This is a genomic window from Caulobacter sp. DWR1-3-2b1 (assembly GCF_049895765.1).
Lineage (GTDB): Bacteria > Pseudomonadota > Alphaproteobacteria > Caulobacterales > Caulobacteraceae > Caulobacter.
On the sequence record NZ_JAFCSZ010000004.1, the window covers coordinates 250,074 to 264,578 of the forward strand.

At 66.2% G+C, this 14,505-nt stretch carries 12 protein-coding genes and 2 pseudogenes; 6 read left to right on the forward strand and 8 right to left on the reverse strand.

The features are described 5' to 3' along the window. Window positions 1–67: 67 nt before the first annotated feature. The 8 genes and pseudogenes from ACP69S_RS06360 to ACP69S_RS06395 form a co-directional block, all read right to left on the reverse strand. Window positions 68–1,225 (reverse strand): ABC transporter ATP-binding protein, encoded by a 1,158-nt coding sequence (locus ACP69S_RS06360; RefSeq protein ID WP_425995728.1) that lies wholly within the window; start codon window positions 1,223–1,225, stop codon window positions 68–70. 130 nt (window positions 1,226–1,355) lie between these two features. After that, window positions 1,356–2,210 carry an ABC transporter permease gene (locus ACP69S_RS06365; RefSeq protein WP_425995729.1) on the reverse strand — a complete coding sequence of 285 codons (855 nt, stop codon included), beginning with the start codon at window positions 2,208–2,210 and terminating at the stop codon, window positions 1,356–1,358. Further along, window positions 2,210–3,115 (reverse strand): ABC transporter permease, encoded by a 906-nt coding sequence (locus tag ACP69S_RS06370; RefSeq protein ID WP_425995730.1) that lies wholly within the window; start codon window positions 3,113–3,115, stop codon window positions 2,210–2,212. Before ACP69S_RS06370 ends, ACP69S_RS06365 begins: the two co-directional genes overlap by 1 nt. 159 nt (window positions 3,116–3,274) lie before the next feature. Then, window positions 3,275–4,366: an ABC transporter substrate-binding protein gene (locus tag ACP69S_RS06375; protein ID WP_425995731.1), complete on the reverse strand. Its 1,092-nt coding sequence runs from the start codon at window positions 4,364–4,366 to the stop codon at window positions 3,275–3,277. Window positions 4,367–4,446: 80 nt separating this feature from the next. Beyond that, window positions 4,447–5,820 (reverse strand): glutamine synthetase family protein, encoded by a 1,374-nt coding sequence (locus tag ACP69S_RS06380; RefSeq protein WP_425995749.1) that lies wholly within the window; start codon window positions 5,818–5,820, stop codon window positions 4,447–4,449. A gap of 8 nt (window positions 5,821–5,828) precedes the next feature. After that, window positions 5,829–7,196, reverse strand: a complete 1,368-nt coding sequence (locus tag ACP69S_RS06385) for an aspartate aminotransferase family protein (RefSeq protein ID WP_425995732.1) — start codon at window positions 7,194–7,196, stop codon at window positions 5,829–5,831. Further along, window positions 7,193–7,345: pseudogene (locus ACP69S_RS06390) on the reverse strand (aldehyde dehydrogenase family protein); the annotation flags it as partial. The gene ACP69S_RS06385 and the pseudogene ACP69S_RS06390, both read right to left, overlap by 4 nt. Window positions 7,346–7,478: 133 nt before the next feature. Next, window positions 7,479–8,159 (reverse strand): GntR family transcriptional regulator, encoded by a 681-nt coding sequence (locus ACP69S_RS06395; RefSeq protein WP_425995733.1) that lies wholly within the window; start codon window positions 8,157–8,159, stop codon window positions 7,479–7,481. Between the two features lie 89 nt (window positions 8,160–8,248). On the opposite strand from ACP69S_RS06395, the gene ACP69S_RS06400 reads away from it, so the two are divergent. The 6 genes and pseudogenes from ACP69S_RS06400 to ACP69S_RS06425 all read left to right on the forward strand — a co-directional run. Then, window positions 8,249–9,568 (forward strand): aspartate aminotransferase family protein, encoded by a 1,320-nt coding sequence (locus tag ACP69S_RS06400; protein ID WP_425995734.1) that lies wholly within the window; start codon window positions 8,249–8,251, stop codon window positions 9,566–9,568. Between the two features lie 1,067 nt (window positions 9,569–10,635). Further along, window positions 10,636–12,018: a pectate lyase gene (locus ACP69S_RS06405; protein WP_425995735.1), complete on the forward strand. Its 1,383-nt coding sequence runs from the start codon at window positions 10,636–10,638 to the stop codon at window positions 12,016–12,018. Between the two features lie 166 nt (window positions 12,019–12,184). After that, window positions 12,185–13,306 carry a chorismate synthase gene (gene aroC / locus ACP69S_RS06410; RefSeq protein WP_425995736.1) on the forward strand — a complete coding sequence of 374 codons (1,122 nt, stop codon included), beginning with the start codon at window positions 12,185–12,187 and terminating at the stop codon, window positions 13,304–13,306. Window positions 13,307–13,478: 172 nt separating this feature from the next. Then, window positions 13,479–13,985 carry a response regulator gene (locus ACP69S_RS06415; RefSeq protein WP_425995737.1) on the forward strand — a complete coding sequence of 169 codons (507 nt, stop codon included), beginning with the start codon at window positions 13,479–13,481 and terminating at the stop codon, window positions 13,983–13,985. Window positions 13,986–14,061: 76 nt separating this feature from the next. Then, entirely contained in the window at window positions 14,062–14,310 is a 249-nt protein-coding gene (locus ACP69S_RS06420; protein ID WP_425995738.1) for a hypothetical protein, read from the forward strand. A 71-nt stretch (window positions 14,311–14,381) separates the two neighbouring features. Next, window positions 14,382–14,505, forward strand: a pseudogene (locus ACP69S_RS06425) (IS481 family transposase); the annotation flags it as partial.

The window sequence follows — 14,505 nt, forward strand, 5'->3', positions numbered from 1 at the left end:
CCCAGACGCTCAGGCAGGATCTGAGTGCCGGCCTTCGCCGGGAAGAACGGATTAAAGATGGCCATGCTCACGACAACAGCACCGCAGGCGAGCAGGCGTGCCAGCACAGCCAGACGTCCTCGCCGAGCTTGAAGTCTTCCTGGTCCCAGCGGGTCAGGTTGGAGCGGTGAACCTTGATCCGCCGCCCACTTCCAGAAGGTGTGGCAATCTCGACCTCATAGACCGATGCGCCGCCGAGATAGGCCTCGTGCCGGATGATCCCCGCCACCGCATTGGCCCCCTTGGGCGCGTCGCCGAGATTGGGGGCTTCCGAGCCCTCGGGGCGCTTGTGCAGCTCGATTTTCTCGGGCCGGATGGCCGCCCAGGCCGCACCGCCGCGCGGGCCGGTGACGCCGTGGTCGAGGAAGATGTCCACGGCCATGTCGGGTGAGCGGATGATCGCATGGCTGGGCTCGTCGATCGCCAGCACGCCCTCGAACAGGTTCACGCTGCCGATGAAGTCGGCCACGAAGCGGCTGTTGGGGAACTCGTAGAGATCGCTGGGCGTGGCCACCTGTTGCAGCACGCCCCGGTTCATCACCGCGCAGCGCGTTGCCAGCGCAAGCGCCTCGTCCTGGTCGTGGGTGACCATGATGAAGGTGATGCCCACCTTCTCCTGCAGGGTGCACAGCTCGGTGCGCATCTGCTCGCGCAGCTTGGCGTCAAGCGCCGACAGCGGCTCGTCGAGCAGCAGCACGCGGGGACGTTTGACCAGCGCCCGGGCGAGCGCCACGCGCTGGCGCTGGCCGCCCGACAGTTGGTCCGGCTTGCGCCCGCCCAGACCGCCCAGTTGCACCAGATCCAGCGCCTCCTCGACGCGCCGGTCGCGCTCGGCCTTGACCACCCGATCGACCTTCAGGCCATAGGCGACATTGTCGGCTACGCTCATGTGCGGGAACACGGCGTAGGACTGGAACACCATGTTCACCGGCCGCTTGTTGGGCGGCACGGTCGAGACGTCCTTGCCGTCGATCAGGATCCGACCCTCGGTAGGCGTCTCGAACCCGGCTAGCATCCGCAGCAGGGTGGTCTTGCCGCAGCCCGACGGCCCCAGCAGCGAGAAGAACTCGCCCTCCTCGACGGACAGCGAGACATTGTCGACGGCCACCATCTTGCCGAAGCGTTTGGTGACGTTCTCGAAGGTGATGATGGGTTGGTTGGTCACGTCGTCGATCCCCCGACACACAAAATAGATCCGTTCTCCCCGGCGAAAGCCGGGGCCCAGATCGTAGGGCTGTGAGGAGCTATGGACGGCCAAAGCTCAGGCTGAATCTGGATCCCGGCTTTCGCCGGGAAGAGCCGTTGAAGAGAGACGCTCATTTCCCATCTCTCCCATGACCCGCCGTCGCGGCCGAATTGCCCTGCACCTTCAGGGCCACGGCCGTCAGGATCACGGTCAGCACGATCAGAATGGTCGAGGCCGCATTGACCTCGGGTGTCACGGAGAAGCGGACCATCGAATAGACCTTCACCGGGAAGGTCACGGTGTCGGGTCCGGCTGTGAAGAAGGTGATGACGAAGTCGTCCAGGCTCAGGGTGAAGGCCAGCAACGCCCCGGCCACCAGTGACGGCGTCATGTGCGGCAGGATCACGTCCTTGATGGTCCGCCACTCGCCGGCGCCCAGATCGCGGGCTGCCTCCTCCATCTCGCGGTTGAAGCTGGTCATGCGCGCCCGCACCACCACCGCCACGAAGGGGAACGAGAACGAGACGTGGGCGATGATGATCGCGCCCAGATTTAGCGGCCAGACCATACCCTGCGGCCACGGAAGCACTTTGGCGAAGAACACCAGCATGGCCACGCCCATGCAGATCTCGGGCACCACGATGGGCAAGGCCAGGGCGCCGTTCAGCGCGGTCTTGCCCGGAAAGCGGAACCGCCACAGGGCCAGGGCGACCATGGCTCCCAGCGCCACGCTGATCACAGTCGACACCGCCGCGATGGTCAGGCTGTTGCCGAACGCCTCGATCAGGCCCTCGTTCTTGAAGGCCTTCTCGTAATATTTGAGCGTAAAGCCCTTCCAGACGATGTTGCGCCGGCTGTCGTTGAAGCTGAAGGCCATCAGGGCGACCAGCGGCGCGTAGAGGAAGATCGCCACGGCGGCCAGCCAGGCCTGCATCTGCCAGCGACGGAGATATTCCAGCGGACCGGGGGCGTTGCGCTTGGCCATCACTTGGCCTCCGGCGTCTTGCGAGACAGCACCGCCTGGATCGCGATGGCGATGAAGGTCATGTACATCAGCAGGAACGACATGGCCGCGCCGAACGGCCAGTCATTGGCGCGCTTGAACTGGCGCTCGATGACATTGGCGATCATCTGGCTGTCGGGGCCGCCCAGCAGGTCGGGCGTCAGATAGGCGCCGAGCGCCGGGATGAAGGTGATCAGCACGCCCGAGGCGATGCCCGGCAGGGCCAGGGGCACGACCACCTTGAACAGGGTGCGCATGTGACCGGCGCCGAGGTCCAGGCTGGCCTCCAGCAGCGACTTGTCGAGCCTGTCGAGCGCCGAATAGAGCGGCAGCACCATGAAGGGCAGGTGGACGTAGATCAGCCCCAGGATGACGGCGAAATTGTTGTGCAGCAGCTCCAGCGGCTGGAAATCACCCAACGGCTGCAAGCCCACGAGCGCCGCCAGCGTCCCGCCGCCGGTCCACAGCCACTCCAGGCCCATGTTCACGTAGCCTTCGGTTCGCAGGACCGCGATCAGGGCATAGGTGCGGATCAGAAGGTTTGTCCAGAACGGCAGCATGATCAGCAGCAGCAGCCAGGTCTTGGCCTTGTCGGACGCGAAGGTGATGGCCAGGGCGACGGGGAAACCGATCACCAGGCAAAGCCCGGTGGTGATCGCCGCCACCCAGGCCGATTTGACGAAGATCTTCAGATACAGCGGCTCGATCGCCCGGGCATAGTTGGCCCAGGTGCCGGTGATGGCGATCTCGGTCAGGCCGTCATTGTGGCCAAAGCTGTAGGCCCAGACGATGGCCAGCGGGACCAGAAAGAACAGGACGAGCCAGAACAGCGGCGGGCCTAGCGCGCCCGCGAACACCGCCTTGGCCTGTTTCCAACTCTGTTCCATGGATGATCCCGTTCCTCAAAGATCCTCCCCCTGAAGGGGGAGGCGGTCCCCGACTTGATCGGGGGCCGGTGGGGGAAGTCGGCAATGACCAAGCCGACACTTCCCCCTCCGTCGGCTACGCCGACACCTCCCCCGCCAGGGGGAGGATTTTGCGCCCGACTAAGCCGCCCGCACCCGCGTGATGACTTCCTCATATTGGCTGGCCTTTTCGGCCCCCTCGAACGCCCCGTATTCGCACTTGGCCATCAATTCGAGCGGCGGGAAGATCACCGGATTGTTCTTGTAGTCGTCCGGCATCAGGGCCTTGGCCGCCGCATTGGGCGTCGGATAGAGGATGGTCTTCGAGATCGCCGCCCCGGCCTGGGCGTCGAGCAGATAGTTGATGAACTTGTGGGCGTTCAGCGGACGCGGCGCGCCCTTGGGGATGCACAGGGTGTCGGAATTGATCAGCGATCCTTCCTTGGGGATCACGAAGCCGACGTCGTCGTCCTCCTTCATCAACTGAGCGATGTCGCCATTGTATTCGAGGACCAGATCCACCTCGCCCGAGGCCAGCATGTCCTGGCCATTGTCGTCGTGGAACGCCTTGATGAAGGGCTTCTGCTTGATCAGCATCGCCTCGATCTGGACGATCAGCTCGGGCGGGATGTTGTTGACGCTGTGGCCCTTGTACTTGGCGGCCAGGCGGATCAGATCGGCGCTTTCCGACAGCAGGGCGATCTTGCCCTTGTACTGGGCGCTGTCGAACAGGTGCTTCCAGCTATCGGGAACACCCTTCACCTTGCTCTTGCGATAGCCGATGCCCAGCACCAGCCAGGTGTAGGGCATCGAATATTTCCGGCCCGGATCGAATTCCGGGTTCATGAAGGCCGGGTCGATATTCTTGATGTTCGGAATCTTGGTGTGATCCAGCACTTCCAGCATGCCTGCCTGGCCCATGCGAGCAACGAACTCGTTGGACGGCACGACCACGTCGAAGCCCGGATTGCCCGCCTTCAGCTTGGCGAACAGCTCATCGTTGGTGGCGAACAGGCTCATGTTCACATCGACGCCCGTGGCCGTCTTGAAGTCGGCCAGGGTGGTCTCGCCGATATAGGTGTCCCAGTTGTAGAAGTTCAGCTTGGCTTCCTCGCCGCCCGCCGGCGCAGCCGGCTTCTGGCCGCAGGCGGTGAAGGTCAGGCCGATGGCCGCGGCGCCGGTGGCCGTCAGTAGCGAGCGGCGGTTCATGCCTCTTTGAGTGAGCGTACCCATGGTCTCGAAACTCCCCTGTCCGTTCCGTTCGATGCCGGCGACCGCCGACGGTTCAACTCAAGCCCTGCTCCATTCGGCCGTCAGGCGTTGCGGAGGTACCAATCGAAATCGAGGCTGGTGACCACCTCGAAGAACCTTGCCTGTTCGGTACGCTTGACCGACACGAACATGTCGACGAAGCGGTCGCCCAGATAATCACGCAGCACCTTGGACTGGTCGAACAGATCGACCGCCGCGAACCAGTTGGCGGGCAGGCGCGACTTCTCCTTGGCCGCGGCGGCATAGCCGTCGCCAACCACCGCCGGGCCTGGATCGATCTTGTTGGTCAGGCCGTGATGAGCGCTGGCCAGAAGCACGGCCATCACCAGGTATGGGTTGCCATCGGCCCCCGCGACGCGGTGCTCGACATGGCGCGTCGGAGCAGGTCCGGCCGGGATGCGCAAGGACACGGTGCGGTTATTGACGCCCCAGGTGGCCGCCACCGGCGCATAGCTGTTGGCCTTGAAACGGCGATAGCTGTTGGCGTTCGGCGCCAGGATGGCCATGCCCTCGCCCAGCAGTTGCTTCATGCCGCCGATGGCCTGGCGCAGCATGGGCGAGCCTTCCGGGTTCTCGTCGGCGCAGAGGTTGTTGCCGTCCTTGTCGTTAAAGCTGACATGGACGTGGAAGCCGTTGCCGGCCTTGTCGGCCCACGGCTTGGCCATGAAGGTGGCCTCGCAGCCGTGGCGCAGGGCCACGCCTTTGGCCATGCGCTTGTAAAGCAGGGCGTCGTCGCAGGCCCGCAGGGCTTCGGGTTTGTGCTTTAGGGTCAGCTCCACCTGGCTGGGCGCGAACTCCGAAATCGCGCCTTCCAGCGGCACGCCGATGACGTCGGCGGTTTCCCACAGCTCGCGCAAGAACGGCGAGATCGCCTCCAGCTCAGGCAGGCCATAGACCTCGATGCCGTGCGGCCGACGGCCCGTGAGCGCGGATTTTGGCGGCTGCAGATCGCCGTCGGCAGTGCGCTCCAGATCGACCAGATAATATTCCAGCTCGCACGCCGCGACCGGCGTCAGGCCGTCGGCGGCGTAGCGGTCCAGCACCCGCTGCAGCACGTGGCGAGGGTCAAGGTCGTTGGGCGTCCCGTCCAGCTCGTACATCGACAGCATGACCTGGGCGGTGTCGTCGCCCAGCCACGGCGCGAGCGTCAGCGTGCCCGGAACCGGCCGCGCGCGGCGGTCGGCGTCGCCGTCTTCCCAGACCAGGCCGGTGTCCTCGCAGTCGGCCCCGGTGGTGTCGACCACCAGGATCGAGCCGGGCAGGAAGCGGCCATAGTCATAGACCGCCTGCAGCTCATGCACCCTCAGCCGCTTGCCGCGTGGCACGCCGGTCATGCTGGTGAAGAACACCTCGACATATTTCACGCCGGAATTGGCGGCCAGGAAGTCGCGGCATTCCTGGGGATCGGCGACCATGGGGGACGTCATGCGGATAGGCCCTCGAGCGCCCCGGCGAACCCGTCGACCGCCGCGACCAAACGGTCGATCGACGCATCCTCGGTCACCGGCGACGCCAGCATCATGTTATGGAAGGGCGCGATCAGCACGCCCCGGTTGATCAGCCACAGATGAAGCGCGGTGACGAGGTCGTGGTCCAGCGCCTTGCGCATATCGGCGGCATTTTTCGGTGGACGATCGGCGAAGACCAGTTCGATACGGGCTCCGACATGGACGACCGACCACGGCAGTTTCCGCGCCGCGATCACGGCCTTCAGGCCCGTCACGAGGCGCTCGGCCCCCGCCAGCATCCGTTCATAAGCTGCCGGCGTCATGACCTCGGTCAGCATGGCCCGCATGGCGGCCATGGCCAGGGCGTTGCCCGAAAGCGTGGTGCCGATGCCCGACTGGCCCGGCCCGATCCGCGCCTGGGCCGCCTCCATCCGCGCCGACAGGTCGGCCGTGACGCCCCACACTGCAGCCGGCACGCCGCCGGCTATGGCCTTGCCGACCACGAAGATGTCCGGCGCCAGCCCATGCAGGCCGGCATAGCCGCCGAGACCGCTGGACAGGGTGTGGGTCTCGTCGAGGATCAGCAGGGCTCCGGCGTCGCGGGTCAGCGATCTCAGGGCGCCATGAAAGCCGGGCTGCGGCAGGATCATCCCGCAATTGGTCATCACCGGCTCGGCCAGCACGGCGGCGACGTCGCCGGGCGCGAGGGCCGCTTCCAGCGCCGCGATGTCGTTGAACGGCACGACGCGAGTGGTCGCCGTCAGGTCGTGGACCTGACCCAGCAGGCCCGGCTTCATGACCGCCTCGCCGTCTCTCAGCACGACGAAGGCGTCCTCGACCATGCCGTGATAGCAGCCGTCAAAGATCAGGATCACGGGCCGCTGCGTGACCGCCCGCGCCCAGCGGATCGCGGCGCGGTTGGCGTCGCTGGCCGTGGTCGCCGTCTGCCACAGCGGCAGGCCGAAACGCTCGGCCAGCAGTCGGCCGACGATGATCGAACTGGCGGTCGGCAGCATGAAGCCCGCGCCGCGCCTGATCTGGTCCGACACGGCCAAGGCCACCGCCGCGTCGCCATGGCCGAACATCGACGGCGTGTCTCCCAGGCAGAAGTCATCGTAGAGCTTGCCATCCACGTCGGTGATCTGCGCCCCGACGCCCTGCATCGCGAAGATCGGCGAGGGGCACGCCCAGTCGCCCATCCAGTGCATCGGAACACCGCCGCGCCACACCTGAGCCGCCTGCCCGGCCATCGCCACGCTGCGCGGATGCTCGGCCACGAAGCGCTCGGCCTCGCTCTGCATCAGCCCCTGAAGGGTGCTCGACTGGACGACGGCCAGAGTCATTTTGGCGGCCTCAGCGTCAGGGACACCGACTTCAGGTCGGCGTATTTGTGCAACTCACGGCGGCTACGGCCACGGCCAAAGGCGGACTGCTTGAAGCCGCCGAAAGGCATGGTGAAGTCGCAGGCGTCCCAGCCATTGATCCAGACCAGGCGCTTGCTGCGCAGACCGAAGTCGCGTCGGCGGCCGTCCTCGTGGGTGATAGCGGTGGGCAAGGTCACGAGCGCGCATTCCTCAAACTGTGATCACAGTTCTTGGGCCGAGCCTGCGTGTCAACCCAGGCCCTCACGACCCGGCCTCGACAGCGGCCCGCATCTTGTCCATGCCTTCGGACAGGTCAGCGGCGATGGCGCGGCGGGCGCCCTCGGCGTCGCGGGCCTTCAGCGCGGCGATAGCCTCGGCGTGACGGTCGGCCGGCAGGCTTCCGGTGCCGACGCGGCCGAACACCACCCGCATGAACGGCCCGATCTGCAGCCACAGCCCGCCGGCCATCGACAGCAGCACATCAGCCCCGGACCGCTCATAGATCGCGAAGTGGAAGGCGTGGTTGGCGGTCATGTAGCCATCGACGTCGCCGGCCGCGAGCGCGGTGTCGAGGCGCGCGTCGATCCCTTGCAGGGCCCTGATCAATGCCTCATCGGCCAGGCGCGCGGCGCGGGCGGCCAGCTCGGGCTCGATCCACAGCCGGGCCTGGGACAGCTGCTCCAGCCGGCCGGCGGTCAGGGACGGCACGCTGAGCCGCTTGTTGGCCGGATTGATCGCCAGGGCGCGTTCCGCCACGAGGCGTCTGACCGCGTCGCGCACCGGCATCGGGCTGACCCCCAGCTCGGCGGCGAGGCTGCGCAGGCTGACCCCCACCCCGGGCGCGATGCGGCCGGTGATCAGAGCCTGACGGATCTGGTCATAGACCTGATCATGCACGGCCGTGGAATCGGCGAGCGGCACTCTTTGCGGGGCGGTCGACACGGGAGGGCTTCCAGAAAGCGGCCAATTGCGATCACAGTGCATGATCTCCCGCCCAAGACCAGCCCAGCCGCCAGCTCTCGAGACCCGCCATGCCCGATTTCGGCGCCAATAACCTCGACGCCTTCTGGATGCCGTTCACGCCCAACCGGCGGTTCAAGGCCAATCCGCGCATGCTCTCCAGCGCCAGAGACATGCACTACAAGACACCCGAAGGCCGCGAGATCCTCGACGCCACCTCGGGCCTGTGGTGCGTCAATGCCGGCCATGACCGCCCCCGCATCCGCGAGGCGATCCAGAAGCAGGCCGCCGAGATGGACTATGCCCCCTGCTTCAACATGGGCCACCCCCTGGCCTTCGCCTTCGCCAGCCAGCTGGCCCAGATCACGCCCCAGGGCCTGGACAGGATCTTCTTCACCAACAGCGGCTCGGAGTCGGTCGATACCGCCCTGAAGATCGCGCTGGCCTATCATCGGGCGCGCGGCAAGGGGACCAAGACCCGGCTGATCGGCCGCGAGCGCGGCTATCACGGCGTGGGCTTTGGCGGCATCTCGGTGGGCGGTATTCCCAAGAACCGGATGTATTTCGGCAGCCTGCTGACCGGCGTCGACCACCTGCCCCACACCCACGGCGTGGCCGGCAACCTGCTGGCCAAGGGTGAGCCCGAGCACGGCGCCAACCTCGCCGACGATCTGGAGCGCATCGTCGCCCTGCACGACGCCTCCAACATCGCCGCCGTGATCGTCGAGCCGGTGGCCGGCTCGACGGGGGTGCTGATCCCGCCCAAGGGCTACCTGGAGCGCCTACGGACGATCTGCGACAAGCACGACATCCTGCTGATCTTCGACGAGGTGATCACCGGCTTCGGCCGCCTGGGCGCCCCGTTCGCCGCCGATCGCTTCGGCGTCATCCCCGACCTGATCTGCATGGCCAAGGGCCTGACCAACGCCGCCGTTCCATGCGGCGCCGTCGCCGCCAGCGGCAAGATCTACGACGCCATGATGGAGGGCGCCGACGCCCCCATCGAGCTCTTTCACGGCTACACCTATTCGGCCCATCCGCTGGCCTGCGCGGCGGGCATAGCGACGCTGGAGACCTACAAGGAAGACGACCTCTTCGCCCGCGCGGCGGGGATGGAGGACTACTGGCAGGAGGCCATGCACAGCCTGAAGGACGCCCGCCATGTGGTCGATATCCGCAACCTTGGCCTGATAGGCGGCATCGAGCTGGAACCCCGCGCCGGCGCCCCCACGGCGCGGGCGATGGAGGTGTTCGAGGCTGCCTTCGACGCCGGCCTGCTGATCCGGGTGACGGCGGACATCATCGCGCTTTCGCCACCGCTGATCATCGAGAAGGCGCAGGTGGATCAGGTGGTTGAGACGCTGCGGCGAGTGCTGGCGAAGGTGGATTGAGGAGGTGGTCCGTGAAGGTCCGACTTGGGTGCAGGTCGTTAGCGGACGCTCCGCGCCCCGCCCATCCTTAAATCTCTTGGAGGCTGCAGCGTGCCGGACTGGAAAGGTCTGTCCAGGACGGCCCTCTGGACCGCCGCGGCGCGGCCGGTCGCAAACCGGTGTCGGCGGAGAGACCTTCCCAGTCAGGCGATCGTCTCGCCGTGAGATTTAAGGATGGCTCCCTCCGGCGCGAAGATGAGCGCGGACCATCCATAAACCTCCGTCATCCCGGGACTTGTTCCCGGACCCATGGTTCAGCTTCCACTGGAGCGCTTCGTTCTGCTCAGCACTTGCAGCGGACAAAAGGGTCCCGCGAACAGGTCCCCGGATGACGAGGTTTTAGCGGGAGAATGGGGATTGGCTGTGCTGTATCCCCGTTCTTTCCGGCATAAACTCAAATCAGATCAGGGACTTGTAAAATTCTTCATCGCGCCAATCCTCGGCGCCGAAACCGCCCGCATACTGTTTCCACCTGACAGCACGGGAAGGGCGCTAGGCCGGCGACCGTAGCGGCTGTCAGGGGTGATCGAGCGGGGCCACCGGTCGGACGAATGTCCGTGTCGGCGTGCTTAAAGGAGGACAGGGGACGTAAACCTGTCCATCGGGGATCTGCCAGGGTCCCCGCCCGTCCGAAGGTCCGCTCCGGGTCCTCCGGGAGAACCGAGGCTGCAGCTCAAGGGCTGGGTCCGGTTACGAAGGGGAGAAGCCCGGGTGGGGCAAAAGGCTGAAAAGGCCTGCGCACCCCGGCCAGAGGGATAACGATCACGCGGAGCGTCTGTCTTCGTCGAAACGGTATTCACTACTCACTCATCCGGGCGAGGCCCGGACGCTCCGCGACCCTTCCCACCAACTCGGCGGTTTTCCGCGTGAGGTCGTGAGCCTGTGTCCACAGCTGGAACGCCCCCTCCGACGTCATCTCCCGACGCCGGTCGAGGCATGAAATGACACCGGTGGACAAACCTCTTTCTCACCGGCATTTTCGCACCTCGAAACTGGCGCCCGAGACGCCAATCAACGGGATGAAACCGATGCGCCGCCACCTCCACCGTTCCGCCGGCCTCGCCGTCGCCCCTCTTCTTGGATGGGCCGTCGCCCTCACCGCCTGCGCCACCGCGTCAGGCGTGGCCGCTCCCAAAGAGATCGTCGCCTTCCCGGGCGCGGAGGGCGCGGGCCGGCTCAGCGTTGGCGGGCGGGGCGGGGCGGTGATCAAGGTCACCAATCTGTTCGATGACGGCCCCGGCTCCCTGCGGGCTGCGGTCGAAGCCAAGGGGCCGCGCACGGTGGTGTTCGACGTGGCTGGCACGATCCCGCTGAAAAGCTCGCTGAAGATCTCCAACGGCCAGATCACCATCGCCGGCCAGACCGCGCCGGGCGGCGGGATCACGGTGCGCGACCAGACCCTGATCGTGGCCGCCGACGACGTAGTCATCCGCTTCATCCGCTCGCGCCTGGGGGCCGAAAGCAGGACCGAGGGCGACGCGATCTGGATCGCCAAGGGCCGCCGGATCATCCTCGACCACGTCTCGGCCAGCTGGTCGGTGGACGAAACCCTGTCGGCCTCGGCGCGCTTCACCCCGCCCGAGCAGGGCTTTTATGACCTGACCGTCCAGTGGTCGATCATCGCCGAGAGCCTGGCCAAGTCGGTCCACGCCAAGGGCGACCATGGCTATGGCAGCCTGATCCGGGGCGGCCAGGGCTCGAAGATCAGTTTCCACCACAATCTGTGGGCCAATCACATGGCCCGCATGCCGCGCCCGGGAAACTATGACGGGCCCGACAAGGACCCGGTCGGAGCCTTCATCGAATTCCGCTCCAACGTCTTCTACAACTGGGGTGGCGGCCATTCGGGCTATGACGCCGACAAGGCCGCGCTGGTCGCCTACAATTTCGTCGACAACGCCTATGTCATGGGTCCCGACAGCAAGAAGGCGGTCGCCTTCAACGAGAGCAACAGCCTGGCCAAGGCGTATTTCGCCGGCAACAGCATGAACGGTGTCGCGCCCGCCGATCCGTGGAGCCTGGTCACCGGCCTGCAGGTGGAAGGCTACCGCCAGGTCGCCCCGATCGACATCGCGCCCATCGCTGCCGATCCGGCCGCCAGCGCCTATGAGCGCGTGCTGGCCGATGCGGGAGCCTCGGTTGCGCGCGACGCTGTCGACTCCCGGATCCTCGCGGGTGTTCGCGACAAGACCGGCAGGATCATCGACACCGAGCAGAGTGTCGGCGGCTGGCCGACCCTGGCGCCCGGCGTCGCCGCGCCCGACACGGACGGCGACGGTATGCCCGACACCTGGGAGGCCAAGCGCGGGCTGAACCCGAAGAAGGCCGACGGGGCGGCGTTGGCCAAGGACGGCTCGGGGTGGACGAACCTGGAGCTGTGGCTGGCCGAGGCGGCGAAGGTTCGGGGATAATTCAAGTCCTCCCCCCTGACGGGGGAGGTGTCGCCGCAGGCGACGGAGGGGGAAGTTCTGCTGACTCATTGCGACCTTCCCCCACCGGCCTTCGGCCGCCTCCCCCTGAAGGGGGAGGATCTGCCTCGCTTTGCCCCCTCCTCCGCTTTCCGCTAGAAGCCCCGGCATGTCGCACAACACCTTCGGCCATCTGTTCCGCGTCACCACCTGGGGCGAAAGCCACGGCCCGGCCTTGGGCTGCGTGGTCGATGGCTGCCCTCCCGGCATCGCCCTGACGGCCGAGATGATCCAGGGCTTCCTCGACAAGCGCCGGCCCGGCCAGGGCAAGTTCGTGACCCAGCGCCAGGAGCCGGACGCGGTTCGCATCCTGTCGGGCGTGTTCGAAGACGGCCGCACCGATGGCCAGCGCACCACGGGGACGCCGATCTCGCTGATGATCGAAAATACCGACCAGCGCTCCAAGGACTATGGCGAGATCGCCCAGGCCTTCCGACCGGGTCATGCGGACTATCCCTATTTCGCCAAGTACGGCGTGCGTGACTATCGCGGCGGCGGGCGCAGCTCGGCCCGCGAGACCGCCGCACGCGTCGCTGCCGGAGCCATCGCCCGACTGGTGATCCCCGGCGTCACGGTGCGAGCGGCCCTAGTCCAGATCGGCCCGCATGCGATTGACCGCTCGCGCTGGGACTGGAGCGAGGTCGAGAACAATCCCTACTGGTCGCCCGACGCCGCGATCATTCCGGTCTGGGAAGAGCATCTGGAAAAGATCCGCAAGGCCGGCTCCTCGACCGGCGCCATTGTCGAGGTCGAGGCTACGGGCGTGCCGGCGGGCTGGGGCGCGCCGCTCTATGGAAAGCTGGACGCCGAACTGGCCGCTGCCCTGATGTCGATCAACGCCGCCAAGGGCGTCGAGATCGGCGAGGGCTTTGCGTCCGCCGCCCTGACGGGCGAGGACAATGCCGACGAAATGCGCATGGGCAATGACGGCCCGGTGTTCCTGACCAACCATGCCGGCGGCGTGCTGGGCGGGCTGTCGACCGGTCAGCCTGTCGTGGCGCGCGTGGCCTTCAAGCCGACCTCCTCGATCCTGATCCCGCGCGACACGGTCAATGAAGCCGGCCAAGAGATCGAGCTGCGCACCAAGGGTCGCCACGATCCCTGCGTCGGCATTCGCGGCGTGCCGGTGGTCGAGGCCATGACCGCCTGCGTGCTGGCCGACGCCTTCCTGCGTCACCGCGCCCAGACCGGCGGCGGCGCATTTCGACCCGGCCAGTTCGAGCGCTTCTGACGAGCTTTGGTCAACGAACCTTGGTCGATGTGGTATGACCACTGAAAACATTCAGGTTTTCGGGTTGACCTGACACATTGCAAAGCTGTAATGATTCCCTATCAGGCGGCGGGCCTCGAAGGACCACCTGGCTTTGGCTGCGCTGACGCGCGTCGATTGACAACGAGAACGCGTGCGCTTCGACCTGCTGAAAATCCTGCTCGTCGATGACAACCAGCACATGCGGCTGTTGCTCACCGAGATTCTGCGCGCCATCGGTGTGCGCCAGGTGTTCGAAGCCCTGGACGGCGCCGAGGCCCTGCACATGATGCGCCGCGTGCCCATCGACATCGTCATCACCGACCTGTCGATGAGCGGTCTGGACGGCATCGACTTCGTCAACCTGCTGCGCCGCTCGCCCGATAGCCCCAATCCGTTCGCGCCGATCATCATGATCACTGGCCACTCGACCCAGCGGCGGGTCAACGAAGCCCGCGACTCCGGGGTCAACGAGTTCCTGACCAAACCGGTCACCGCCCGCAGCGTGATCCACCGCCTGACCCTGCTGATCGAACAGCCGCGCCAGTTCATTCGCTGCGAGAACTATTTCGGACCCGATCGTCGGCGTCGGGCCGCGCCCGAATACAAGGGTCCGTGGCGGCGCGACGAGGACGCGATCTCGCTCGACGAGGCCTATTAGTCGCACCGGCTCGCTCATGAGGTCTTAAGATCTGTTAGCCATCGTGATGGCCGCTGTTTACCGATATGAGCGCGCCATGACCGTCCAACGTCTGATCTCCGCCGCCGCCCTCGTCGCGCTTGGCCTGACCCTGCAGGGCTGTCTCGCAGCCGCCGCCGTCGGAACCGTCGCCGGCACAGCCATCGGCGTCACGGGCGCTGTCGTCGGCGGCGCCGCCAAGATGGGCGGTAAGGCCGTGGTCGCCACCGGCAAGGCCGTGATCCCCGGCGAAAGCGACAAGGATCGCGACAAGCGCGAATACGAAGAGTGGAAGCGCTCGCGCTAACCTCGGGTCGCTAGGTGTTTGGTCCCGGGCTTTGATGGTGCAATCTTTTCCGCCGAGTGGAAGGAAGCACTATGGGCCAGATACTGCACGGAAGCGCCCGCACGACTGAGGCGGTCCGTCGAGCGATACAGCATAGTCAAGAGAGCCTGAGGGCTCTGGCCGGGCGGCACGGGATCAACCAGAAGACGGTCGCGA

Excerpts from the sequence above, each read along its gene's own strand:
- ACP69S_RS06365 (WP_425995729.1), bottom strand. The coding sequence starts at position 2,210 with ATGGCCAAGCGCAACGCCCCCGGTCCGCTGGAATATCTCCGTCGCTGG.
- ACP69S_RS06370 (WP_425995730.1), bottom strand. The coding sequence starts at position 3,115 with ATGGAACAGAGTTGGAAACAGGCCAAGGCGGTGTTCGCGGGCGCGCTA.
- ACP69S_RS06375 (WP_425995731.1), bottom strand. The coding sequence starts at position 4,366 with ATGGGTACGCTCACTCAAAGAGGCATGAACCGCCGCTCGCTACTGACG.
- ACP69S_RS06380 (WP_425995749.1), bottom strand. The coding sequence starts at position 5,820 with ATGGTCGCCGATCCCCAGGAATGCCGCGACTTCCTGGCCGCCAATTCC.
- ACP69S_RS06385 (WP_425995732.1), bottom strand. The coding sequence starts at position 7,196 with ATGACTCTGGCCGTCGTCCAGTCGAGCACCCTTCAGGGGCTGATGCAG.
- ACP69S_RS06400 (WP_425995734.1), top strand. The coding sequence starts at position 8,249 with ATGCCCGATTTCGGCGCCAATAACCTCGACGCCTTCTGGATGCCGTTC.
- ACP69S_RS06405 (WP_425995735.1), top strand. The coding sequence starts at position 10,636 with ATGCGCCGCCACCTCCACCGTTCCGCCGGCCTCGCCGTCGCCCCTCTT.
- aroC (WP_425995736.1), top strand. The coding sequence starts at position 12,185 with ATGTCGCACAACACCTTCGGCCATCTGTTCCGCGTCACCACCTGGGGC.
- ACP69S_RS06420 (WP_425995738.1), top strand. The coding sequence starts at position 14,062 with ATGACCGTCCAACGTCTGATCTCCGCCGCCGCCCTCGTCGCGCTTGGC.